At 70.4% G+C, this 22,457-nt stretch carries 23 protein-coding genes and 1 tRNA gene; 12 read left to right on the top strand and 12 right to left on the bottom strand.

Annotated elements, in window-relative coordinates; all coding sequences use genetic code 11:
• Window positions 1-29: 29 nt before the first annotated feature.
• Complete coding sequence (locus AC3EO4_RS43675; protein ID WP_431901619.1) at window positions 30-1,190, bottom strand: Rid family hydrolase; 1,161 nt, start codon at window positions 1,188-1,190, stop codon at window positions 30-32.
• Between the two features lie 57 nt (window positions 1,191-1,247).
• Between AC3EO4_RS43675 and AC3EO4_RS43680 the strand changes: the two genes are divergently transcribed.
• The 3 genes from AC3EO4_RS43680 to AC3EO4_RS43690 are packed head-to-tail and all read left to right on the top strand — an operon-like array spanning window position 1,248 to window position 3,953.
• Window positions 1,248-2,117 carry a LysR family transcriptional regulator gene (locus tag AC3EO4_RS43680; RefSeq protein ID WP_431901621.1) on the top strand — a complete coding sequence of 290 codons (870 nt, stop codon included), beginning with the start codon at window positions 1,248-1,250 and terminating at the stop codon, window positions 2,115-2,117.
• A gap of 4 nt (window positions 2,118-2,121) precedes the next feature.
• Window positions 2,122-3,123, top strand: coding sequence for a chorismate-binding protein (locus AC3EO4_RS43685; protein WP_379571763.1), 1,002 nt, complete (start codon window positions 2,122-2,124; stop codon window positions 3,121-3,123).
• On the top strand, window positions 3,120-3,953 hold the full coding sequence (locus AC3EO4_RS43690) for an aminotransferase class IV (protein WP_431901623.1): 834 nt from the start codon (window positions 3,120-3,122) through the stop codon (window positions 3,951-3,953). Before AC3EO4_RS43685 ends, AC3EO4_RS43690 begins: the two co-directional genes overlap by 4 nt.
• A 235-nt stretch (window positions 3,954-4,188) precedes the next feature.
• Here AC3EO4_RS43690 and AC3EO4_RS43695 read toward each other — a convergent pair whose 3' ends face one another.
• Entirely contained in the window at window positions 4,189-5,613 is a 1,425-nt protein-coding gene (locus AC3EO4_RS43695) for an LVIVD repeat-containing protein (protein WP_379571759.1), read from the bottom strand.
• 167 nt (window positions 5,614-5,780) lie between these two features.
• On the opposite strand from AC3EO4_RS43695, the gene AC3EO4_RS43700 reads away from it, so the two are divergent.
• On the top strand, window positions 5,781-6,335 hold the full coding sequence (locus AC3EO4_RS43700; RefSeq protein ID WP_431901625.1) for a DUF305 domain-containing protein: 555 nt from the start codon (window positions 5,781-5,783) through the stop codon (window positions 6,333-6,335).
• A gap of 99 nt (window positions 6,336-6,434) precedes the next feature.
• Here AC3EO4_RS43700 and AC3EO4_RS43705 read toward each other — a convergent pair whose 3' ends face one another.
• Window positions 6,435-6,851, bottom strand: coding sequence for an SsgA family sporulation/cell division regulator (locus AC3EO4_RS43705; RefSeq protein WP_183659751.1), 417 nt, complete (start codon window positions 6,849-6,851; stop codon window positions 6,435-6,437).
• 417 nt (window positions 6,852-7,268) lie between these two features.
• On the opposite strand from AC3EO4_RS43705, the gene AC3EO4_RS43710 reads away from it, so the two are divergent.
• The 4 genes from AC3EO4_RS43710 to AC3EO4_RS43725 all read left to right on the top strand — a co-directional run bounded on the left by AC3EO4_RS43710 (window position 7,269) and on the right by AC3EO4_RS43725 (window position 9,883).
• Window positions 7,269-7,343 (top strand) — tRNA-Val (locus AC3EO4_RS43710).
• Window positions 7,344-7,480: 137 nt separating this feature from the next.
• Entirely contained in the window at window positions 7,481-7,624 is a 144-nt protein-coding gene (locus AC3EO4_RS43715) for a hypothetical protein (RefSeq protein WP_431901628.1), read from the top strand.
• Window positions 7,625-7,738: 114 nt separating this feature from the next.
• A complete protein-coding gene (locus AC3EO4_RS43720) occupies window positions 7,739-8,746 on the top strand; it encodes a YncE family protein (RefSeq protein WP_431901631.1) in 1,008 nt (335 codons plus the stop codon).
• 405 nt (window positions 8,747-9,151) lie between these two features.
• Window positions 9,152-9,883: a DUF7873 family protein gene (locus AC3EO4_RS43725; RefSeq protein WP_379571745.1), complete on the top strand. Its 732-nt coding sequence runs from the start codon at window positions 9,152-9,154 to the stop codon at window positions 9,881-9,883.
• A gap of 854 nt (window positions 9,884-10,737) precedes the next feature.
• On the opposite strand, the gene AC3EO4_RS43730 is transcribed toward AC3EO4_RS43725, so the two are convergent.
• On the bottom strand, window positions 10,738-12,183 hold the full coding sequence (locus AC3EO4_RS43730) for a serine/threonine protein kinase (RefSeq protein ID WP_431901632.1): 1,446 nt from the start codon (window positions 12,181-12,183) through the stop codon (window positions 10,738-10,740).
• Window positions 12,183-13,658 carry a serine/threonine-protein kinase gene (locus AC3EO4_RS43735; RefSeq protein WP_431901635.1) on the bottom strand — a complete coding sequence of 492 codons (1,476 nt, stop codon included), beginning with the start codon at window positions 13,656-13,658 and terminating at the stop codon, window positions 12,183-12,185. The genes AC3EO4_RS43730 and AC3EO4_RS43735 overlap by 1 nt, the downstream gene beginning before the upstream one ends.
• A gap of 298 nt (window positions 13,659-13,956) precedes the next feature.
• Between AC3EO4_RS43735 and AC3EO4_RS43740 the strand changes: the two genes are divergently transcribed.
• On the top strand, window positions 13,957-14,343 hold the full coding sequence (locus tag AC3EO4_RS43740; RefSeq protein ID WP_379571739.1) for a RidA family protein: 387 nt from the start codon (window positions 13,957-13,959) through the stop codon (window positions 14,341-14,343).
• A 165-nt stretch (window positions 14,344-14,508) separates the two neighbouring features.
• Here AC3EO4_RS43740 and AC3EO4_RS43745 read toward each other — a convergent pair whose 3' ends face one another.
• On the bottom strand, window positions 14,509-14,904 hold the full coding sequence (locus tag AC3EO4_RS43745) for a hypothetical protein (protein WP_431901638.1): 396 nt from the start codon (window positions 14,902-14,904) through the stop codon (window positions 14,509-14,511).
• 10 nt (window positions 14,905-14,914) lie between these two features.
• A complete protein-coding gene (locus tag AC3EO4_RS43750) occupies window positions 14,915-15,358 on the bottom strand; it encodes a hypothetical protein (protein ID WP_431901639.1) in 444 nt (147 codons plus the stop codon).
• 128 nt (window positions 15,359-15,486) lie between these two features.
• Between AC3EO4_RS43750 and AC3EO4_RS43755 the strand changes: the two genes are divergently transcribed.
• A complete protein-coding gene (locus tag AC3EO4_RS43755) occupies window positions 15,487-16,014 on the top strand; it encodes a carboxymuconolactone decarboxylase family protein (protein ID WP_431901642.1) in 528 nt (175 codons plus the stop codon).
• 27 nt (window positions 16,015-16,041) lie between these two features.
• Here AC3EO4_RS43755 and AC3EO4_RS43760 read toward each other — a convergent pair whose 3' ends face one another.
• From AC3EO4_RS43760 to AC3EO4_RS43775, 4 genes are all read right to left on the bottom strand, one after another.
• On the bottom strand, window positions 16,042-16,197 hold the full coding sequence (locus AC3EO4_RS43760; RefSeq protein ID WP_379571731.1) for a hypothetical protein: 156 nt from the start codon (window positions 16,195-16,197) through the stop codon (window positions 16,042-16,044).
• Window positions 16,198-16,348: 151 nt separating this feature from the next.
• Window positions 16,349-16,579, bottom strand: a complete 231-nt coding sequence (locus AC3EO4_RS43765; protein ID WP_379571729.1) for a hypothetical protein — start codon at window positions 16,577-16,579, stop codon at window positions 16,349-16,351.
• Window positions 16,580-16,589: 10 nt separating this feature from the next.
• Window positions 16,590-17,273 (bottom strand): HAD family hydrolase, encoded by a 684-nt coding sequence (locus AC3EO4_RS43770; protein ID WP_379571727.1) that lies wholly within the window; start codon window positions 17,271-17,273, stop codon window positions 16,590-16,592.
• Between the two features lie 140 nt (window positions 17,274-17,413).
• Entirely contained in the window at window positions 17,414-18,589 is a 1,176-nt protein-coding gene (locus tag AC3EO4_RS43775) for a cytochrome P450 (RefSeq protein ID WP_379571725.1), read from the bottom strand.
• A gap of 265 nt (window positions 18,590-18,854) precedes the next feature.
• Between AC3EO4_RS43775 and AC3EO4_RS43780 the strand changes: the two genes are divergently transcribed.
• Complete coding sequence (locus AC3EO4_RS43780) at window positions 18,855-20,090, top strand: hypothetical protein (RefSeq protein WP_379571723.1); 1,236 nt, start codon at window positions 18,855-18,857, stop codon at window positions 20,088-20,090.
• Window positions 20,087-20,782, top strand: a complete 696-nt coding sequence (locus AC3EO4_RS43785; protein WP_431901646.1) for a DUF2786 domain-containing protein — start codon at window positions 20,087-20,089, stop codon at window positions 20,780-20,782. Before AC3EO4_RS43780 ends, AC3EO4_RS43785 begins: the two co-directional genes overlap by 4 nt.
• 49 nt (window positions 20,783-20,831) lie before the next feature.
• Here AC3EO4_RS43785 and pgm read toward each other — a convergent pair whose 3' ends face one another.
• Window positions 20,832-22,439, bottom strand: coding sequence for a phosphoglucomutase (alpha-D-glucose-1,6-bisphosphate-dependent) (gene pgm / locus AC3EO4_RS43790; RefSeq protein ID WP_431901647.1), 1,608 nt, complete (start codon window positions 22,437-22,439; stop codon window positions 20,832-20,834).
• Window positions 22,440-22,457: the final 18 nt, after the last annotated feature.

Raw genomic sequence — 22,457 nt, forward strand, 5'->3', positions numbered from 1 at the left:
GCTTTCCCCCCCCCCCCCCGCTCCCGAGGTCAGGGCAGGGCGACGATCAGGTCGATCTCCAGCAGCAGCCCCGGCATGAACAGCTTCGACACCTCCACGGTCGTGCTCGCCGGCGGGGTGCCGGTGATGTACTTCCTGCGCACCTGCCCGTACGCGAAGCGCTGGTCCATGTCCGTCAGGTAGGTCCTGATGAAGGCGATGTCCTCGAAACCCGCCCCCTGGTCGGCGAGGATCTTGCCGATGTTCTGGAAGACCGCCTCGGCCTGCGCGGCCATGTCGCCCTCGCCGACCAGGTCGCCCCGCTCGTCGAAGGCGGCCTGGCCGGAGACGTAGAGCATGTCGCCCACGCGGACGGCGTGCGAGTAGAACCCGTTGGTGGCGGGCACGCTCCCCGGGTTCACCGGCACCGCGCGGGGCCCCGCGTGCGCGGGTTGCGCGGCGACGTGTCCGGCGATCGACGTCAGGTCCCGCTCACCGAAGCCCGCCCTCACCGCCGCCTCCAGCCGAGCCTGCGCCGCGCCCGCCATCGTCGCCCCCTCCCACGCTCCCAGCCGCACATCCTTGGCGGCCAACTCCAGCGCGTACCTGGTCTCGTCCGCCGGAGCCGCGATCCGCGAAGCCAGAGCGCCCAGCGGCGTCCCGGCCAGCACTCCGGCCAGCGCCTCCCGCGAGACCCCGTGCGCCTCGCCGTACGCGAACGTCTCGGCCAGCAGCACCTGCGCCGGCACCAGCGCACCCATGACGGCCACCTTCAGCGCCGCGCCCGCCCCGAGCGGGCCGAGCTCGAGGACGTCACCGAAGACGGACAGCACCGACCTGCAGGCCGACACGTCGCCGCCCGCCAGCACCTTCAGCGTGCCGTCGGCGGCGGGGCCGACGCTGCCCAGCACGGGGGCGTCCACCAGAGCCACGGACGGGGGGAGCAGGTCGCGCAGCCGACGGACCGCCGCGGGCCCGATCGTGGACATCTCCACCACCGTCGCCCCGGGCCGCAGCCCGTCGAGCGCCTGGGTCAGCACCTCCTCGACGGCGGGGCCGTCGCGCAACATGGTGATGACCAGGTCGGCGCCCTCCACCGCCGCGCGCACCGGGCCGAGCCCGCGCTTCCACACCGTCACCTGGCGCCCGGCCTCGACGAGGCGGCGGGCCATGGGGACGCCCATGCGTCCCTGTCCGAGAAATGCAATCACGTCCAGATTCAAGCGTGATGCGAGTCATTCCACCACCGACTAGGCTGCATGCCAGCCATGCTTGAGACGAATGACTTGCGCCTGTTCGACGAGGTCGCCCGCGAAGGCTCCTTCACCGCCGCGGCCGAGCTGCTCGGCTACACCCAGTCGGCCGTGTCCCGCCGCGTCGCCGCCCTGGAGCGCGCCGCGGGCGGCCCGCTGTTCGTACGGCTGGCCAGGGGCGTCAGGCTCACCCCCGCGGGTGAGGCGCTGCGCAGGCACGCCGTCGCCGTCCTCGACCGCCTGGACAGGGCGCAGGAGGAGCTGGCCGCGATCCACCGGGGCAGCGGCGGCACGCTGCGCGTCGGCGCCTTCGCCACCGCGAACGTCTCGATGGTCCCGCAGGCGCTCAAGACGTTCGGCGAGCGCCACCCCGGCGTCGAGGTGCGCCTGACCGAGGGGCTGTCGGGGCGGCTGCTCGACCGGCTCGACGCCGGCGCCCTCGACGTGGCCGTGGTCAGCGACTACCCGGCGGGCCTGCCGTCGGCGGCCCAGACGGTGCTGCTGCTGGAGGAGAGGCTGCTGGTGGCGTTGCCCTCCGGGCACAGGCTCGCCGGCCGCGAGGTGATCGACCTGCGGGACCTGGCGGAGGAGACCTGGATCGAGGCGGCGCCCCGCGGCCAGCCGACGATCCTGACCGCAGCCTGCGCCAGGGCGGGGTTCACGCCGCGTGGCGGGCTGCGCGTGGCCGAATGGACCGGCAAGTTCGGCTACGTCGCCGCCGGGCTCGGCGTCACGCTGGTGCCCGAGCTGGCGGCGGGCGCCGTACCCTGCGACCTGGTGGTCCGGCCGATCTCCGAGGAGGGGCCGCGCAGGAAGGTCTACGCGGCGCTGCCGGAGGTGCCGCTGCCGTCCGCGCTGGCGCTGGTCGGAATACTGGGACAATAGGGTCGTGCACGACAGTTTCGCCCACGTCGGTGGCCTTCTGGCGACCAGGCTCAGGGATCTCACCACCGACCTGGCCGCCCTCGACAGCGCCGGTTGGTGGGCCGTCGTGGTCGACTACGAGGGCAAGGTCACCTGCGCCCGCTTCGACGACGTACGACGGGCGCCGCTCCCCTCGTCGGGGGCATGGCACGGGCCCGCGCCGGAGGAATGGCGCACCTCGCTCGACCAGGCCGCCTACGAACGCGGTGTGCAGCGCATCCGCGACTACATCGAGCAGGGCGAGGTCTACCAGGCCAACCTCTGCCGCGTCCTGTCCGCGCCGCTCGCCCCGGCGGCCGACCCCCTCGCGCTGGCGGCCAGGCTCCAGGAGGGCAACCCCGCCCCCTACTCCGCCGTGGTCAGCGTGCCAGGGCTGAGCGTGGTCTCGGCCTCGCCCGAGCTGTACCTCTCGCGCGACGGCTCCACCGTGGAGTCCAGGCCCATCAAGGGAACCGGCGTCACCGCCGCCGACCTGCTGGACAAGGACTACGCCGAGAACGTCATGATCGTCGACCTGGTCCGCAACGATCTCGGCAGGGTCGCCGAGGTCGGCTCGGTGACCGTTCCGTCGCTGTGCGCGGTCGAGGAGCACCCCGGCCTGGTCCACCTCGTGTCGACCGTACGGGCCACGCTGGCCGAGGGAACCGGATGGGCCGAGCTGTTCGCCGCGACCTTCCCGCCCGGCTCGGTGACGGGTGCGCCCAAATCTTCGGCCCTGCGCATCATCAATGAGCTCGAACCCGAGCCGCGAGGGCCTTACTGTGGGGCCGTGGGCTGGGTCGACGCCGACCGGCGCACGGCCGCGCTGGCGGTCGGCATCCGCACGTTCTGGATCACCTCAGGGGAGATCCGCTTCGGCACGGGCGCCGGCATCACCTGGGGCAGCGACCCTCGCGGAGAATGGCGCGAAACCGAGCTGAAGGCGTCGCGGCTCATCCATCTGGCATCCTCAGGAGGAAATCGATGAACGTTCCCGTCTGGGTCAACGGGGAACTGCTGGACCCGGCGCAGGCCACCGTCTCGGTGTTCGACCACGGGCTGATGGTCGGCGACGGCGTCTTCGAGACCGTCAAGTGCGTCAACGGCGAGTCGTTCGCGCTCACCAGGCACCTCGACCGGCTCAAACTGTCGGCCCAGCGCATGGACCTGCCCGAGCCGGACGTCGACGCCATCGCCGCCGGTGTGCGCCGCTGCCTGGCCGCGGCGCCCGCATGGCCGCTCGGCCGCATCCGCATCACCTACACCAGCGGTCCTGGACCCCTCGGCTCCGACCGTGGCGACCAGGGCACGACCGCCATCGTCATCGTCGGCGAGCAGGCGGCCTTCCCGCTGACCGCTGACGTGACCGTGGTCCCGTGGCCGCGCAACGAGCGTGGCGCGCTGGCCGGGGTGAAGTCGACCTCCTACGGCGACAACGCCAAGGCGCTGGCCTACGCCAAGGCTCGCGGCGGCGGCGAGGCCATCTTCGGCAACCTGGTCGGCGACCTGTGCGAGGGCACGGGCTCGAACATCTTCCTCGTGCAGGGCGGGCGCCTGATCACCCCGACGCTGGCCTCCGGCTGCCTGGCGGGCGTCACCCGCGCGCTGACGCTGGAGTGGTGCGGCGGCGAGGAGGTCGACGTGCCGCTGTCGGCGGTGTACGAGGCGGACGAGGCGTTCCTGACCTCGACCACCCGCGACATCCAGCCGATCAGGCTGGTCGACGGGACCGTGCTGCCGTCCGCGCCCGGGCCCGTCACGGCCAAGGCTCAGGAGATCTTCGCCGTCCGCGCGGCCGCCGACCCCGACCCGCGCTGATCTCCCCGCTCCGGCGCTGGGCCGCACCAGGCCGATCCGGTACGGCTCCCGCCGGCCTCGGGCCACCGCGGTCACCGGTGACCGTCCGTTCATCACGCGTGCTCCGGCAGGACTCCGGTCCCCGCCGTCACGTCGCCCCTCACGCGAGGAGGTCTCTCGCTCGACGGGCGAGGTGACGGCGGACGGCCCGCGCCGCCACCGTCACTCCTGACCCGGCTCCCGCCGGGTCCGTCCGTCAGAACGTCTTCTGCGTCTGCACGTTGAAGTCGGTCATCCGCACCGACTTGGCCGGATCCGTCAGGGGGTCGTTGATCTCGATGACGTCCAGGCCGCGCAGTATGTCGCTCGAGTAGATGTAGCCGTTGTAGTAGTACGCCGACCACGAGCCCGCGATCATCGCGTCCCCGCGCTCAGGGCCGCGCTCGAAGAACCCGATCTCCTTCGGCGCGTTCGAGTCCGTGAAGTCCCAGATGGACACCCCGCCCTGGTACCACGCCTGGACCATGATGTCCTTGCCCTTGACCGGGATCAGCGACCCGTTGTGCGCGACGCAGTTCTCCTTGTCCGTCTGCTCCCTGGGCATCTTGTAGTACGCGCGGCGCTCCAGCTTGCCGCCCACGATGTCGTAGATCGCGTTGGCGCCCTTCGTGGCGGGCGTCTTGGTGTCGCAGGTGGCCATTCCGCCGCCGCCGAGCTCGTCGCCGAAGATGACCTTCGTCGCGTCGTTGTTGAACGTCGCCGAGTGCCAGATCTGGAAGTTCTCCTTGTCCTCGACCTGCTGCAGCACCTTCGGCTTCACCCTGTCGGTGATGTCGAGCAGCACCCCGTCACCGAAGCACGCGGCCGCGGCCAGGTTCTTCTCCGGGTAGGCGGTGATGTCGTGGCAGCCCGACATGAACGAGTCCGCGCCCTGTCCGTTGGGGAAGATGTCGGGCGAGCCCACGATCTTGGCCGCCTTGGGGTTCTTCACCGGCACCTCGACGATCTGGATCAGCTGGTGCGGCGCGGGGCAGGTCGCGGAGTCCGGCTCGGGACCTGGCGAGGAGACGTAGATGTAGAGGGTGTCGGGGTCCTTGCCGGGCACCATGGTGTGGGTGTGCGAGCCGCATTCGGTCGCCACCGAGCTCACGTACTTCGGCGCCGCCTTGTCGGTGATGTCGAAGATCCGGATGCCCTCCCACGGCGTGCCGCCCTCGGAGCCGCCCATGCCCGCCGCCTTGGAGGCGCACGTCTCGTCGGTGCGGACCTCGTCCACCGACAGGAACAGCAGGTTCCCGTGGACGGACACGTCGTTCTGCTGCGACGCGCACGCCACCTTGCTGACCGTCTTCGGTTTGGTGGGGTCGCTGATGTCGTAGACGGTGAAGCCGCCGAAGTTGCCGACGAAGGCGTAGTCGCCCTGGAAGGCGAGGTCGGAGTTCCAGTTCATGCCGCCGTCGAGCGGAGCCTCACGCGGCATGTTGGCGACCAGCTTGACGTTGTCGCTCGTCATCACCTCTCCTCCGTCGCTCACCGGGGTCGTGGCGGCCGAAGCCGTCGGCGAGGAGGAGGCGGACGCCGAGGGGGCCGCCCGCTGGGTCTGCGAGGGCGGTGGAGCCGACGCGCACGCCGACAACACCAGGATCAGTGCCCCCACGCCACCCAGCCTGGAAAACTTCACGTGCGCCCCCTTCGGAATCGTGACCCAGTATGGAAGCTATGTCAGGCTGGTTCCGAACGGGCGGACTTGTCGGCACCGTTATGGTGCTGTTGACGTTGACGGGGTGCGCCGCGGCGCCAGAGGGGCCCTCCGCCGTCGGCCCCGGCGCTCCCGTGATCGTCCCGGACATGCCGGGAGGGCCCGGCCGTACGGCCGAGCCGGGGGAGCGGCTTCCCGCCCGCGACTGGTCGGCCGTGGCGGCCGACGTGCGGTTCGCCGAGGCCATGGTCCCCCACCACCGGCAGGCGCTGGAGATGGCGGGGCTGGTCGAGCCGCGGACGGCGGCCAGGGGCGTGCGTCTCATGGCGCGGCAGATCGCCCTCACCCAGAAGCCGGAGATCGCCGTCATGCGGGACTGGCTCGACGCGCTCGGCAGAGCGGCCTTACCCGATCACGGCTCGCACGCCCCCGGCGCCTACGGCATGGCCTCGCCGGCGGACATGACCATGCTGCGCGCGGCGCGCGGCTCCGCCTTCGACCGGCTGTTCCTCCAGCTGATGATCAGGCATCACGAGGGCGCGATGCGCATGGCAGGGGAGGAGCTGTCCGGCGGCAGGGACCAGCGCATGCGGCTCATGGCGAGGGACGTCTACTCCGGCCAGGGCATCGAGGTGGCGCGCATGAGGGAGATCCTCGACGGACTCTGCGCGGACCCAGCAGAATGCCCGCACCCGGGCCGATGAACGGCCCCGGTACGGGCATCACGGGAGGCGCTGGCTTCTAGGGGTTCGCCGGTCGTGCCAGGACCGCGCGGCGACGTCTCTGACGGGGACGGGGATCGGTCAGGACGGCCAGAGCATGTTGGTGAGCTCGGCGTCCAGATCCATGAAATCGGTCTCCCGGCCTGCGGGCACGAGGTCGTACGTGCGGTGCAGGAACTCGGTGAGAGGTGCCAGCGGGACTTCGAAGAGCGCCTGTCCGAACGGTGACGTCAGGCTGATGTGAAGCGTGCGTTCGCCGTCGGCGCGTGCGGGCCACACCTGCACGTCGCCGTCGCCTACACGCCTCACGATGCCTACAGTCAGCAGTTCACGGGCGAAGATCCACTCGACCGGTTCGTCGTTCCCTACGTGGAAGGCCATGCGGATGGCATACGGGTCGTCGGCTGTATAGCTCAGTCCGGCGAGCAGGGGGACGGTGGTACGGTCGGGGACCACAAGCCGAAGGCCAAGCTCGGCGGAGACGGTGGTGCTGTTCATCGTCAGCCAAACCTTTTCGTCGTACGGTCCCCTCTTCGGGGCTTTCACTGCTCTGACGGACTTCGTCCGGAGCTATGACGCGGAACGAAGAAACCTGTAGGAAAGATTCCGCCTCCAGGCCCTTCTGTAACGCAACTCACAGCTGGACATTTGGGCATCTACCTGGCTAAACATCATTAACTTGGATGATGTTTGCGAGGGTTTTGCGCGTTGCTGGCGTCGTTCCGGCGTGCCCTGCACGACCTTTCGGGCGATCTGGGCCTTCCGGAACAGCTCGATGGTATGCCAACGAGCCACCATGCTGACGGGCAACCGCCGCCTTTGGCTCGAATCCCCCTCCGGCACGCGTCGCTTCGCGAGTGGTCGGGAAGTGCGGTATGGTTTTCCACGTCGGCGCCGCGAGGGGCCGGACAGGGCGGGCGATTAGCTCAGCGGGAGAGCGCTTCGTTCACACCGAAGAGGTCACTGGTTCGATCCCAGTATCGCCCACCATCTCGAAGGCCGCTCCGCAACACGCGGAGCGGCCTTTTCGATCTCCCGAGGACCATCCATCCGAGGGCAAGATCAGGTCCATCGCCTGTGCGCCTTCCAACATCACCGGTCTGAGCTGCCTGCGGTACACGGTCTCCGTGACGGTCGTGTCGAAGGGGCCGCCCAGCCGGCAGATGCTCTCCAACGGCACGCCCATCCCCGGCGAGGACGACGGCCAGGGCGGCGAGACCTACGGCCTCTCCCACACCATCCCCGCCCGCCCGCTCCGGGCGGCCGTGTGACACCCCGAGCCGGAAGCCGTCGACAGGGTCGTCCGCTCCCGGTTGCGTGCCGTACACGAGCAGACCGTCCCAGTTCCCCCGCAGACTGGCCACTCTTGGCATCCCATCGCCCTGATGGCCGGTCTCGCCGTCTCCCAGGCCACCACCGCCACCGCGGCCGACTCCCTGACCCCTCTGGACAACGCCACAGGGTCATTCGACATCGCAGGCGACATCGCCGTTGGCGGCGGCAAAGTCTTCACCTCCATGGACGACCGCATCATCGTCGCAGACACCGAAGGCAGGCTCACCGGTGCCATCACCGGCCTATCCGACGTGAGAGACCTGGTCACCACACCTGATGGCACCCGCCTGTACGCAGCCCTCGGAGGCTCACACGAGGTGGCCGAAATCAACACCGCCGACCTCGGCATCATCCGGAGGATCCCCCTCGCCCCGTACCAGTGCCCCAGCCGGCTCGCACTGGCGGAGCACCAGCTCTGGGTTTCCTACGGCTGCCCGGCAGACAGTTCGGGCGGCGCCGTCGGCGTCGACCTGTCCGCGTCCATACCGGACCCTGTCCCGACCAACCCCCTCGTCGATGCGCCGAAGATCGCCTCTGCGGGGGGCACGCTGGTGGTGGCGGACTTCTGGGATCTGCGGGTGTACGACATCCAAAACGGCACGCCAACGCTGCGCGGCACCATCAACTCCTACGACCATCAGCTGTGGAACGGATGGGGTCAGGTCACCCTCGCCCCGGACGGGTTGACGGCTTACACGACACCTGGATCTGCGAACGACTTCGACGCCTGGGACCTGACCACCCTCACCAAGGCCCGCTCCTACGGCAAACGCGGTTCAAGCCCGCCACCTTCACCGGCAAGCTCACCCGGCCTGACGGCACCGCTCCCGGCGTGCAGACGCTCACGGTTTCCCGCCGCGCCTGGGGCGAAAACGATTTCGCGCCGCTGCCCGACGCCTCCACGGACGCCGACGGCACCTTCACCTTCACCGACGTCCCCAGGGTCGAGACCACGTGGACCTACAAGGTCGACTACGACAACACTCCAGACAGTCGAAGCTGCAGCGCCACCAAAACGGTGGAAGTCACCAGGTGATGCACGCCGCCATTTGGGCTGACGGCGTACGGACGTACGTCCGCTCTCTGCGCCTTCCAGATCGTCTGGTCTGAGACGCGACAACGGCTCTCCGCTACACACGGAGAGCCGCCTCGTCCCGCCAGTTTCTCGCCCACCACCCTCCTCGCCCGAGCTCGCCTCGCCGTCGGACGCTCACGACCAACTCGCCGAGCTCGTGCGCCGGCTGTGCCTGATCGTGGGCGGGAGTTCGTCTGCAGGACGATGCCCGCGGCCGAGGGCACCCAAGAGCGGACGCGGCCTCTTGCTCGAAGCCGTGCCGGGACGCGGCGGCGCAGAGGGCCCGCAGGTAGCGCGTCAGCGCATCGCTCATGGACATGAACTGACATTTCCTGACCTGATCAATAATCGGGTGTGACACGTCATGCCTGCCTCTAGGGTTTTGCGTGTGACCAAGCTCAATCAGATCCTCGCCGTGGAGAAAGGCGTCAAGGCCGGCAGCCAGCGTGCGGTTACTGACGCCTACCACGTCATTCAGAAGGCTCCGCTGCTGTCGGGCCTGTCGCGCACCTACCAGCCAATCGACGACGAAGGCGAGCAACTACCGCCCGAGTCGACCAGGGTGCAGGTGAAGGCCGAGCAGGTCCTTGCCGACGTGGCGAAGGCGATGATTCGGTTGTTCGATGTGACCGCGACGAAGGACTGGACGAACACGGTCGCCAAGGCGGACGTGGTGGTGGACGGCCAGGCCCTGATTGAAGGCGCCCCGGTCACCTACCTGCTGTTCCTGGAGAAGCAACTCGTCGACCTGCACACGTTCATCTCGAAGCTGCCGACGCTCGACCCGGCAGAGACGTGGACGTTCGACGACAACGCCGAGACGTGGCGTACCGAGCCGGTCAAGACGACCCGCACGAAGAAGGTGCCCCGCAACCACGTCCTTGCGGAGGCAACCGACAAGCATCCGGCACAGGTTCAGGTGTTCACCGAGGACATCGTGGTCGGCTACTGGACCAAGACGGCGTTCTCCGGTGCGCTGCCTGCCCGCCGCGTCAACGAACTGCTCGCCCGGGTGCAGAAGCTGCAAGATGCTGTGAAGTTCGCCCGCGAAGAGGCGAACGGCGCGGCTGTCGAGGACCGGCAGGTCGGCGACGCCGTGTTCACGTACCTTTTCGCCTAACCTGAAGACTCCCCGTTGAGCGCGGGGTGCGCGAAAGCGCAAAGCTGAAGCTCAGGCTGAAGCTGACGAACGGCTCAAGTGGAGGTTCGAAACCTTCCCCGGGCACAAACGGGCCCGGGTAGCCCAAGTGGAAGAGGCGGCCGATCAAGTTCAGATTCTCGCTCGAGACTCAGCATTGACCGTCGAGTGCCAGATCAACCGAGGGCGGGCGATGATTGTTGAGATGCCGGTTCGAATCCGGCCCGGGGTTCTCCGCGCCCCGGTGGCTCAATGGCAGGGCGCACATCGTCAGGACTGACCTGCCCTCTTAAACGCCGCTGGCACTCACATGTGGCGGCAACATTCGAGGTCCCCCGGCTTGGGTAGGCCGGGGGACCGCTGCTTTCCATGCCGGAGCGCCGACTTGTCGATCAGAGCGTGACGCGGTACCCGGTCATGTCTTGGGAGCTGGCGCGTTCATTGATCTTGCAGGCGTGATGACCTCCCTCCCGTCGGGAAGGAGCCGCAGGGAGCCGATTTTGGGAGCCAACACCTTGTGACTTTCGCGTCCTCCTCGGGGCGTTCGCGATCTCCGGGGTGATCCGGACATGGCAGCCCCGGTTTGACCTGGTTGGGCATGCATTCGCCGTATCCGCGCAATGGAGCCCGTGGGGGTCGGCGGGGTCCGCGCGAGCCGGAGCAGGATGTCTTGGTGCGCCCTCGAGCCGTCAGTCGCCGCGCGACTCGCTGTAACCGTCGGGCTCGTGTGGTGGGGGCGGACGGCGGGAGCATGCGCCAGGGCAGGGATCCAGGGCCCCAATAGTCCCATAAATCTACTTATGTCACTGGGGTTGCGGCCCTCATTCGGGCGTCCACTACCAGCCCTTGTCGAAGTCGCAGATGTTCACCGTGAGGCTCTGCCGCCGGCTCACGGGAGTGATCACCTGGAAGATCACCCGGTATGTGCCCGGCTGCTTCCAGGTGGGGGAGCCCAGGAAGATCTTGTCCGAGGGGCTGCCGTCGTGCCTGCCCATGCTCTGCCCGTTGACCGTCCATCGGTAGCTGATCGTGCCCGTCCCCTTCACGTCGGCGAAGATGTTGGTGTCCGAGCGCCAGCAGTCTCCGAGCTGGAAGCCCTCGTAGCGCAGCCGTACCGAGGTCACGCCGCCACTGGCGGCGGTCGGTTCGCTCGTGCGTGCGGCGGGCGGGGCCGTGGGTGTGGAGCTGGGGCGCGGGGAGCGGGGACGCGTGGTGGGCCCGGGGGTCGTGGCGGCCGGTTTCGCGGTGCGCTTGCCTGCGGACTCGGCGGTGGGGTGAGGGGTACGGCGCGCGGGGTGCGTGTCGGTGGGCTTGGCGTGAGAGGTCGTGCCCGCGGGGCCCTCGGTGCCCGTCGTGGTGGCGGAAGGGCTCGAGGGACTCGTGGGAAGCGCCGCGACGGTGCCGGTGATGTCCGGCCAGAACGAGACGGCACCCCAGGCGGCGGCGGCCACGCAGACCACCGCGAGCGCCGCCCCGCCCGCCACGAGCGCGGGCCGGTGGCGGCTGCGGGTGGGCTCGCCTCCCGACGGCCGGTCTCCGATGAGCCGGAAGAGCACGTCCTGCATGGTGGGGCGGAGGGCCGGATCCTTGGCCAGGCAGTCGGCCACGATCGGGCGCAGCGCGTCGGGGACGTCCGCCAGGTGCGGCTCGCCGTACTGGATCCTTCTGATCAGCTCGGGGAGCGACCCCCTGCCGAAGGGCGGCGTGCCCGTGGCGGCGAACACCATCACCCCGGCCCAGGCGAACACGTCCGCCGAGGGCCCGACCTCCATACCCGCCAGCTGCTCGGGGGCCATGTAGGAGGGGGTGCCGACGATGCTGCTGGTGACCGTGAGGGCGGAGCCGGTGGCTCGCGCGATGCCGAAGTCGATGACGCGCGGCCCGTCGCGCCCGAGCAGCACGTTGGCGGGTTTGAAGTCCCTGTGCACGACACCGGCCCGGTGGATGGCGGCCAGCGCCGTGGCCGTGCTGATGGCCAGCCGCTGCAGGTCGGCGCCGAGGTGGCGGCCGGCCTCGTGCAGGGACGGGCCTTCGACGTACTCGGTCACGATGTACGGCCGGCCGCCCAGCGACGCGTCGAGAACCTGCGCGATGCAGAACGGCTCAACCCTGCGGGCCGCGGCGATCTCCTTGGCGAAGCGGTCGTCGCCGGCGAACCCCTCACGCAGGGTCTTGACCGCCACGGGCCGCCCGTCAGGCGCGGTGGCGAGATAGACCACGCCCTGGCCGCCCTCGCCGAGCTGCCTGACGACCCGGTAGGGACCGATCGAGAGCGAGGCCATCAGTAGTCCAGCGAGCAGACGTCGATCGAGACGCTTCTGGCGGCCGTGCCGGGTGAGGTGACCTGGAGGGTGATCGTGTGCCGGCCTTCCTTCAGCATGTACTGCCCTGCGGTGACGAACGAGGTGTAGTCGTCCTCGGGGACCCAGGTCTTGCCGGCGGCGACCCGCTTCCCGTCCACGATCCACTGGTAGGTGAACCACAACGCCTTCCTGCTCGACTCCACCGTGGTCTGGAAGTGCACCGGAGGCATGTAGCAGCCGTCCGCCCCGCTCTGCCCTGGACCTCCGAACAGCTCGATGGGCAGGACGTCGAACCTCGCGCTCGTGGCGGCGGTCTTGCGCGTGGCGGTAGGCGAGGGCGTGGCGGTGGACGTCGGCCTGGCGGTCGTCGGCTTGGGGGTCGGGGTGGGTTCGGGCGACGGCTCGGGTGACGGGGTGGCCCTGCGGGTCTTCTTCGCGCGAGGGGTGACGCGCTTGGACGGCGTGCCCGAGGCGTCGGCCGCCGTGCGGGTTCCCGTGGTGACGGCGGCGAGCGCGGGAGCGCCCGACCCGTCCGCCGCGGGTGGGCGCCAGAGGACGGCGGCGGCCAGGGCCGCGGACACGACGACGGCGGTGCCCGCGACCGCGGCGACGATGACGCGGCCGCGACGGCTGTGAGGCGTGCCGCGCGCGGGCGCGGTCGGCTCGTCCGGCGCGGCGCCGCCGAGCAGCCGCAGGAGCACGTCCCGCATCGCCGGGCGCCGTGCGGGATCCTTGGCCAGGCACGCGTAGACGATCGAGCGCAGCGGATGCGGAAGGTCGCCCAGCTGGGGCTCGTTGTTCAGGATGCGGTTGATGATCGCGGGCAGCGTGTCCTCGCCGAACGGCGGAGCGCCCGTGGCCGCCCACACCATCACCGACGCCCAGGCGAACACGTCCGCGGGGGGACCGACGTTCGCCCCGGCGAGCTGCTCGGGAGCCATGTAGGCGGGAGTGCCCACGATGCCGCTCGTCACGGTGGCCCCGGCGTCGGCGGCGCGGGCGATCCCGAAGTCGATGACGCGCGGCCCGCCGGGGCCCAGCAGCACGTTCGCCGGCTTGAAGTCGCGGTGGACGACGCCCGCCTGATGGATCGCCGCCAGCGCGGTCGCCGTGGCGACGGCCAGCCGCTGGAGCTCCGCGCCGCCGTGGCGGCCCGCCTGCTGCAGGGTGGGGCCGTCGATGTACTCGGTCACGATGTACGGCCGGCCGCTCAGCGACGCGTCGAGCACCTGGGCGACGCAGAACGGTTCCACCCTGCGGGCCGCGGCGATCTCCTTGGCGAAGCGGTCGTCGGGGGCGACCCCCTCGCGCAGGACCTTGATGGCCACGGGCCTGCCGTCGGGGGCCCGGCCGAGGTAGACGACGCCCTGCCCGCCCTCTCCCAGCAGACCGATGACCAGGTAGGCGCCTATCGCGGCAGGGTCACCTTGACGCAGTGGCGCGACGTGCGGCATGAGGAGTGACTCCTGAGGCGGACGAGATCAACCCCAGCACCTTAGCGGGATAAGTCAGGATTTGTGGGCGCCTCTGGTTGATCACCCCACACCCGCTGCCGAAGGCACGTCCACCCGTGCCGGCATGGGCCTACGCCGGGGGCAGGTCGTCCAGGACAGGCCTTCACCCCTACGCCCGGTGGTGTTCGGGAGGCGTGCCCCGCCGTCCGGTGGCGTTCGGGAGGCGTGTGCCGCGGAGCGTCCGGTGGTGTTCGGGAGGCGAACCCCGGTCCGCCCGGAAGCGGTAGATTGCGGCGTTATGGAGATCACGCCGCGCAATCCTGTCGAGGGTGTCTACCCGGCGACCGACGACTACGTTCACGCCATGGAGGTCCGGGGCGCGCAGCGGTTGCTGTACGTCTCGGGCACCATGGGTCTCGACCCCCAGGGAGTGCCGGGGGCCACGCTCGAAGACCAGCTGGAGCTGGTCTGGTCGAACATCCGGGCGATCCTCGCCTCGGCCGACATGACCGTCGACAACATCGTCCGGCTCACCAGCTACCTGCGCGACCCCGCCTACGCGGAGGCCAACGCCAAGGCCAGGGTGGCGGCGCTCGGTGGTCGTGCCGTGCCGACGACCGCGATCGTGGCCCAGACGCTGTTCAGCGAGTGGCTGGTGGAGATCGAGGTCGTCGCCGCGGCCTGAGCGGGGGAGCGGGTCCCCCGGTCTACGGGCGGCCTCGGTCTACGGGTGGCCCCGGCCCGCGGGCGGACAGGGCCTGTCGACCGGTCGCCCCGGTCTGCGGACCGGTCGCCCCGGTCTGCGGACAGGGCCCGTCGACCGGTGGCCCAGGTCGGCGGACGGCCGGGGTCAGCGGTCGAACCAGGTCCTCGCGGACGAGGGAAGCAGGAGGAGGCCCACCACCACGACGGGCATGATCAGATGCGGGTTGGCCAGAGACAGCATCCCGAAGTCCGGTTCCGAGTGCGTCCTCAGCCCCGCGGCGGCGAACGCCACGGCCTCCAGCGCGACGAGCAGGACGAGGACGCGCCGCCCGCGGGTGGAGGCCTTGTTCGCCAGTCTCCAGCCGGAGATCCCCGCCACCAGCGCGACGGCGATCAGCACCCACGCGATCCACGGTGCGCCGCCTCCTGCCAGGGCCAGCGAACCCATGAGCACCGCGCCGACCACCGCCAGCGCCGCCTGGATCGTCACGAGCAGGCAGGCGACGTCGACGGGCCGCGGCATCCGTTCCTTCTGGTCCATGTGGAGATCGTCAGAGATCTCGCGGGGCGGGGCAATGCCGGCTGGTCCGCCTCCCCACAGGGACGTCTGGGCGTGACGGTTGCGGGGCTCGGTGCCGCAGGTCGCGGGTGGCCAGGAAGAGGAGGGCCGCCCAGACCGCGCAGTAGCCGCCGAAGAGCGCGCCGCCCCGGTCGGTGAGGAGCGCGCCGCCGAGCATGCCCACCGCGCCGACCACCGCGACCGCCGTGCACGCCCAGTGGGGCAGCACCAGCAGCACAAGGCGTGACCTCCGCCCGCGAAGGGGGAGCCGCCCGGCGAGCAGGATGCCCACGACGACCAGCCCGGCGGCCGCGTTGGCCCACTGCGCCGCCGCCACCTCGCCCGGCCCGAACGATCGGTAGCTTTCGGGGGGGACGTGCGGCCCGCCGGTGATTCCGAGCCGCCCCTCGAGCGCGAAGTGGATTTTGGACGCCACGTACAGGCAGGTCCACGCGATCGCCGCGCGCCCTGATCGCCTCCCCTGTGCAGGGGAGGTGGCTCACCCGCCCAGGGGAATAAAGGGTACGGGGGTAGGGTTCTAGGCGGGGTTCAGAAGGAGGAGACATGAGACGTCTTGACCGTCTGGCACCCGAACAGGCGCCGGAGAAGTCGAAGGAACTGCTCGAAGGCATCGTGGGGCGACACGGCGGCGCCGGGGACATGGTCTCGACGATGGCCCACTCGCCCGCGCTGCTGCAGGGATATCTCGACCTCAACAGGGCGACGAAGCGCGTCACGCTCCCCCGGGCGCTCAGCGAGAAGCTGTCGCTGGCCGTACAGGAGTGGATCGGTTGCGCCTTGTGCCGGCAGGCGCACGCCGACGCGGCGCGCGCGGCGGGCCTCAGCGAGCTGGACATCACGCTCGCGCGTCAGGGGGCCTCGACCGACCCGCGCGAAGGGGCGCTGATCGCGGTGGCGGTGAGGCTGCTGGCCGAGCCCGCGTCGATCACCGACGCGGACGTGGCCGAGCTGCGCGACCTCGGATGGAGCGACCGTGTGATCGCGGACGTCGTCGGCCTGGTCACACTCAACTTCATGACAGGGGCGTTCAACCTCCTGGCCGGCCTCGAACCGCAGGCCAAGGCCGCCTGAGAGCCCCTACCAGCCGCTCGCGGGGGTCTACTGGCCGCCCGCGGCGGCCCGCCTCTCGGCCAGGGCCTCGCGGCGTTCCTGCGCCTTGGCGGCCTTCTCGTGCTTGAGCAGGGCGCGGACGCCCAGCAGGAAGGCGGTGGCCACGATCGCGGGCGGCGCGAGTGCCGAGAAGACCTCGAACATACAGATCACCGTTTGGGTCGGCGGACTAGGGTCAGTCCAGGATATGACGCCGGTCCCTCGGTGCCTCCCCCCACCCTGTCCGAAATGCGGCTTCCGGCTGACCGGCGGGGCCAGGCCGAAGGCCGTCAGGCGGCAGGGGAGGAAGGCACCGTCAGGCCGTCGCCTCCGGTTCGTCCACCGTGAGCTCGCCGAAGAGCTCCAGCGCCGCCTGCCGTACCTCGGCGGGGTCGAGGCCGTCGAGCACGCTTCTGGCGTGCTCGGCGTCCCTGGTGGTCGCGAGCGTGATCGCGACCGAGTGGGCGGCGGTACGGCTGAGCGACCCGACGGGTGCGCTGTCGGCGAGTTCCTGGGCGCGGGCGGCCAGGTCGAGGTTGTCCGTCATAGTCCGCACGTTATAGACGAACACGACCGGTGACGTCCAGCTCCGCGAGATCCGCGATCACCATGTCGGCGCCCAGTTCCTTGAACGAGAGCCCGGCCCTGTCGACCGCGACGATCAGCCCGAACCCGCCCCTGCCCGCCGCCGCGATACCCGGCAGGGTGTCGCCGACCACGGCGACCTCGTCGGGCCTGAGGTCCAGGAGCTTGGCCGCCTCGTCGAACGAGGCGGGGCCCGGCTGGTCGTGCCGCCCGTCGACGACGACGTCGAACAGGTGCATCAGCCCCGCCGCGGTCACCACCTTGCGGCAGTGCACGCTCGCCGAGACCGCTCCCGTACGGCTGCCGCGACGGCGTAGCTCGCGCAGCAGCACGACGGCCGAGGGGAAGGCGGCCACGCCGTACCGCTCGATCTGCTCCACGAAGATCCGGTCCTTGGCCGCGCCGAGAGCCGCCACGTCCTCCTCCGAGGGGGCGAGCCCGCGCGAGCCGAGGAACGTGCGGACCCCGTCGAGGCGTGTGCGGCCGTCGACGTGGCGCAGGTAGTCCTCGCGGACGTCGAAAGGCTCCGAGCGCCCCCGCAGGTAGGGGTCGAAGACACTCTTCCACGCCGCGGCGTGCACCCTTGCCGTGTCGGTGACCACACCATCGGTGTCGAACACCACGGCCCTGATCCCGGTCAGATCGATCGCTGCCACATCTGCGACGCTACGCCTTGACACGCTGTCGGGGGAGAGCCATGTCTTGAACGTGAGAGTGCTGCTGGCCACGGTCGTGGTGATGACGCTCGGCGTGGTCGGCGTCGCCGTCGTCGCGCTGGTGATCCTTTTCTAGCCGGCTAGAACGCGACGGGCAGCTGCTTCAGGCCGTACACGATGGCCAGCTCCCTGAACGGGACCTCCTCGTACGGCACCGCGAGCCGCAGTCCGGGGAAGCGCCGCAGCAGCGCGGGGTAGGCGATGCGCATCTCCATCTGCGCCAGGGGAGCGCCGATGCAGCGGTGGATGCCGTGCCCGAAGGCCAGGTGGGAGGGAGCCTCCCGCATCGGCCTGACGGTGTCCATGTCGGAGCCGAGCGCCGGGTCGCGGTTGGCCGCGGCGAGCGAGCACAGCACCATCTCGCCCTTGGCGATCGGCTGTCCCGCCAGCTCCAGGTCCTCGCGCGCGAAACGGGGGAAGGCCACCTGCACGACGGTCATGTACCGGAGGAGCTCCTCCACCACCCTGGTGACGTGCTCGCCGCCCTCGCGGACCCTCGCCAGCTCGCCGGGGTTCTCCAGCAGCCACAGCGTGCCCAGCGCGAGCATGCTGGTGCTGGTGTCGTGGCCCCCGGTCAGCAGCCCGTCGGCGAATCCCGCCAGCTCCTTGTCGGAGATCTCGTCGCCGTGGTCGCGCACCAGCTGGCCCAGCAGGCCCTCACCCGGATTCTTGCGTTCTCTGACCGCCAGCTCGGTGAGGAAGGCCATCGACTCGTTGACCGCCGCCAGCGACGCCTCGGGGCCCGCGGAGAAGTCGAACCTGTCGGTGCTCAGACGCAGGAAGTCGGATCGCTCCTCGTACGGCACGCCGAGGAGCTCGCACACCACCAGTGAGGGGATCGGCAGCGCGAACTCCTCCACCAGGTCGACCGGCGAGCCCTTGCGCTCCATGGTGTCCAGGCAGTCGTTCACGATCGCCTCGATCCGGGGCTCCAGCCTGCGCAGCCGCCGCATCGTGAACTCGGGCGTCAGGTAGCGCCGCAGCCTGGTGTGCTCGGGCGGGTCGCGGAAGCCGAGGCCGCCGGGGTCCTCCTGTGTGGCCCCCAGGCCGATCACGTTGCCGAAGTCGTTGCTGAAGCGTCCCGCGTCGCCGAGGACGGCCCGCACGTCCTCGTAGCGGGTGACCAGCCACACGGTCTGCCCGCCAGGGATCTGCATGGGGAAGACCGGCTGCTCCGTGCGGATACGGGCAAGCTCGGCGACCGGATCGAAACCCTCGCGCATGAACTGCACGAGCGGGAACTCGTTATCAGACACGACTCACAGCGTAGGGGTGGGTGTCGCCGGTTATGTGATCCCCTGGGATGAAATGCACCTCATTCCGAGGGGGGAAGATCGGCCGGCCCGCCATCCAGGGGCGGAGTCCGCAGGCGAGGGCGCGAAGTCCGGTTCGTCCTGTGAGATGGTTGCGAAATGGTCAGCCTGCGGCTGTCAACACCGCGGTTTGGCATACAGGAAGCCGACATTCTGCGATGATCTCGTCGATATACAGTCGGACATCGAGACTGACGGAAAGTGACTGATGCCTCTCTTCGAGCAAGCCGCCACTTTCGCGTCGGAGCACCCGGTCAGCGCGGTCTTCATCTGCCTGCTGGCCCTGATCGCCCTGGCGCTCGCCATCCTGGCCCTCCGCGTCGCCATCCGCGCAGGCACGCGCTTCTACCTGCAGGTGATAGCCCCCCGCCCGATCGAGGACATCCTCACCGTCGTCGCCGCCTCGATCGCCACGGGAGTGTCCGCGCAGGGCATGTGGCGCTTCTCCGGTGACGTGCTCGGCCTCGACGGGCCGCTCAGACTGCTGCTGTTCGCGTTCATCGAGGTCGCGATCGTCACCTCGGCCGTGCGGGCGCGGCGCAACATGCGGGAGAATTACTCCGCCGGCATCGACGGCATCGCCGTGTGGGCGCTCACCTGCCTGACGGCGGTGCTGTCCAGCCTGGACGCGCGCAGCCTCGCCGAGGCGGTCTTCCGACTGGCCGCGCCGCTGGTCGCCGCGTGGCTGTGGGAGCGCGGCATGGCGATCGAACGGCACCGCATCCGCGGCACCGGCCGCATCAACTGGCGCTTCACGCCCGAGCGGGTGCTGGTGCGGATGGGCATCGCCGAGGTGTCGGACCGTACGGCGAGCGAGGTCGACGCGCACCGCAGGCTCACCCGCGTGGCGCTGGCCGCCAAGAAGGCCCGCTCCCTGCGCGAGCAGGGCGCATCCGACCGCAAGCTGCGCGTGGCCATGGCCCGCCTCGACAGGGCGATGGACCAGGCGGTCGAGCACACAGGGCTGGCCGTCGACCCCGCGCGCCAGGAGGCGCTGCTGCAGCAGATCGCCGCCCTCTACAACACCGCCAAGCTCATCGACGCCGACCCCCGTGTGCCGTGGGCCGCCGAGACCGACCACCAGCCGGTGCCCGCCAGGCCCGCCCTGCCGCCGGCGCTGGCCCGCCTGGTGGAGGACGAGGACGAGGACGTCCAGGTGCTCGACACCACCCCGCAGGTCATGGACACCGCCCAGCGCGCCGCGCTGATGCGGGCCGCCAGGGAGTACTGGGACCGGCAGATCGCCAAGCGGATCGTGCCCCGCACGGTCGACATCGCGCAGGAGATCGGCATCTCGCTGGCGACCGCACGGGAGTACCGGGCGCTGTGGAAGCTCGAGCCGCAGGCCCACGCGCTCATCGAGGCGCTCTACCAGGAACACGGGATCGTGGACACCGGCACCTTCCCCATCATCGCGGACGGCGACCGTATCCTCACCGGGTGACCGACCCAGGGATGAGCCGCACCCTCGACCGGGTGCGGAAGCTGCTGGCCAAGGCCGAGGGCACCGACAACGAGCACGAGCGCGAGACGTTCATGGCGGCGGCGACGGCGCTCATGGCCAAGTACGGCATCGAGCGGGCCGCGCCCTCGGCGGCCCGCAGCACTCCCGCGAACAGGGTGGTCACGCTCGGCGACCCGTGGGCTCGGGAGAAGGCCAGGCTGGTGTACCTGGTGTCGGAGGCGGTGCGCTGCCGTCCCGTCCTGATCGGCAAGGGGGACGGCGGGCAGCGCGTGCACGTGTTCGGGTTCGCGTCGGACCTGGAGCGGGCGGACCTGCTGGCGACCTCGCTGCTGCTGCAGATGGCGTCGGGGGTGGCGAGGGTGCCGGTGCCCGCTGACCGGGTGCGGGCCTATCGGCGGTCGTGGATGCTGGGCTTCACCGACGAGGTGTACCGGCTTCTGGTGGCGGCGGAGTCACGGGCGGCCGCGGCGGGGGCGCCGGGGACCGAGCTGGTGCTGGCCGACAGGAAGGCGGAGGTGGAGCGGGCGGTGGCCGAGCTGTACCCGCGCATCAGGCGCAGCGTGCCGCGGATGAGCGGCACGGGCTATCGCGACGGGGTGGCCGCCGGGCGCCGCGCCGACCTGGCCCGCACGGCCGTCCGCCCCGACGCCGGGCTCGCGCTGGACGGCTGAGCCCGGCCTCCCGCGGGAGGCCGGGTACGTGGAGGCGGGCCGGTGAGTGTCAGCCGAGCGCGGACGAGACGACCGCCCTGGCCTCCTCCTGGACCTGGGCGAGGTGGTCGGGGCCCTTGAAGGACTCCCCGTAGATCTTGTACACGTCCTCCGTGCCCGAGGGTCTGGCCGCGAACCACGCGTTCTCCGTGCACACCTTCACCCCGCCCAGCGGCGCCCCGTTGCCCGGCGCGCTGGTCAGCACAGCGGTGATCGGCTCGCCCGCCAGTGTGTCGGCGGTGATCTGCGACGCCGACAGCTTCGCCAGCACCGCCTTCTGCTCCCTGGTCGCGGGAGCGTCCACCCGGGCGTAGGCGGGCGAGCCGAACCGCGAGGTCAGCGAGGCGTAGTGGGCGCCGGGCGACGACCCCGTCACCGCCTGGATCTCCGAGGCGAGCAGCGCCAGGATGATCCCGTCCTTGTCGGTGCTCCACGGCGAGCCGTCGCGCCGCAGGAACGAGGCCCCCGCGCTCTCCTCGCCGCCGAACCCGAGCGACCCGTCCAGCAGCCCTGAGACGAACCACTTGAACCCGACGGGCACCTCGTACAGTTCCCGCCCGATGGAGGCCGCCACCCTGTCGATCATGCTGCTGCTGACGAGCGTCTTGCCGACGCCCGCCCCTGCCGGCCACGCGGGACGGTGACCGTACAGGTAGGAGATGGCCACGGCCAGGTAGTGGTTGGGGTTGAGCAGTCCGGCGTCGGGAGTGACGATGCCGTGCCTGTCGGCGTCGGCGTCGTTGCCGGTGGCGATGTCGTACGTCGACCGGTTGGCGATCAGCGACGCCATGGCGTAGGGCGACGAGCAGTCCATGCGGATCTTGCCGTCCCAGTCGAGCGTCATGAACCGCCACGTCGGGTCGACGAGCGGGTTGACGACCGTGAGGTCGAGGTCGTGCCTGGTGGCGATCTCGCCCCAGTAGGCCACGCTCGCCCCGCCGAGCGGGTCGGCGCCGATACGCACGCCCGCCGACCTGATCGCGTCGAGATCGATCACGCTGGGCAGGTCGTCGACGTAGGAGCCGAGGAAGTCGTAGCGCTCGCCGAGCGAGGGCCTGTAGGGCACCCGCCGCACCTCCTTCAGGCCGCCCGCGATGAGCGCGTTGGCGCGGTCCTGGATCCACGAGGTGGCGTCGGTGTCGGCGGGCCCGCCGTTGGGCGGGTTGTACTTGAAGCCGCCGTCGCGCGGCGGGTTGTGCGAGGGGGTGACCACGACGCCGTCGGAGCCCGGATGCGTCAGGATCGCGTGGGAGACGGCGGGGGTGGGCGTGTAGCCGTCGCGGCTGTCGACGAGCACGGTCACGTCGTTGGCGGCGAACACCTCCAGTGCCGACACCTTGGCGGGCTCGGACAGCGCGTGCGTGTCCGAGCCGAGGAACAGCGGCCCCGTGATCCCCTGTGCGGCGCGGTACTCCACGATCGCCTGGCTCGTGGCGAGGATGTGGTCCTCGTTGAAGGCCGTGTCGAGGGACGATCCGCGGTGTCCCGAGGTGCCGAAGGCGACGCGCTGCGAGACCTCGGAAGGGTCCGGGTGCAGCGCGTAGTAGGCGGTCACCAGGCGGGCCACGTCGATCAGGTCGGATGGCTGGGCGGGCTGTCCGGCGCGCTCATGCGTCATGAGATCCAGCGTACAGAG

This window comes from Nonomuraea sp. bgisy101 (assembly GCF_057708945.1).

Coding starts and splice junctions, on each gene's coding strand:
- AC3EO4_RS43680 (WP_431901621.1), top strand. CDS start 1,248: ATGCTTGAGACGAATGACTTGCGCCTGTTCGACGAGGTCGCCCGCGAA.
- AC3EO4_RS43690 (WP_431901623.1), top strand. CDS start 3,120: ATGAACGTTCCCGTCTGGGTCAACGGGGAACTGCTGGACCCGGCGCAG.
- AC3EO4_RS43700 (WP_431901625.1), top strand. CDS start 5,781: ATGCCGGGAGGGCCCGGCCGTACGGCCGAGCCGGGGGAGCGGCTTCCC.
- AC3EO4_RS43705 (WP_183659751.1), bottom strand. CDS start 6,851: ATGAACAGCACCACCGTCTCCGCCGAGCTTGGCCTTCGGCTTGTGGTC.
- AC3EO4_RS43720 (WP_431901631.1), top strand. CDS start 7,739: ATGGCCGGTCTCGCCGTCTCCCAGGCCACCACCGCCACCGCGGCCGAC.
- AC3EO4_RS43730 (WP_431901632.1), bottom strand. CDS start 12,183: ATGGCCTCGCTCTCGATCGGTCCCTACCGGGTCGTCAGGCAGCTCGGC.
- AC3EO4_RS43735 (WP_431901635.1), bottom strand. CDS start 13,658: ATGCCGCACGTCGCGCCACTGCGTCAAGGTGACCCTGCCGCGATAGGC.
- AC3EO4_RS43740 (WP_379571739.1), top strand. CDS start 13,957: ATGGAGATCACGCCGCGCAATCCTGTCGAGGGTGTCTACCCGGCGACC.
- AC3EO4_RS43745 (WP_431901638.1), bottom strand. CDS start 14,904: ATGGACCAGAAGGAACGGATGCCGCGGCCCGTCGACGTCGCCTGCCTG.
- AC3EO4_RS43755 (WP_431901642.1), top strand. CDS start 15,487: ATGAGACGTCTTGACCGTCTGGCACCCGAACAGGCGCCGGAGAAGTCG.
- AC3EO4_RS43760 (WP_379571731.1), bottom strand. CDS start 16,197: ATGTTCGAGGTCTTCTCGGCACTCGCGCCGCCCGCGATCGTGGCCACC.
- AC3EO4_RS43765 (WP_379571729.1), bottom strand. CDS start 16,579: ATGACGGACAACCTCGACCTGGCCGCCCGCGCCCAGGAACTCGCCGAC.
- AC3EO4_RS43780 (WP_379571723.1), top strand. CDS start 18,855: ATGCCTCTCTTCGAGCAAGCCGCCACTTTCGCGTCGGAGCACCCGGTC.
- pgm (WP_431901647.1), bottom strand. CDS start 22,439: ATGACGCATGAGCGCGCCGGACAGCCCGCCCAGCCATCCGACCTGATC.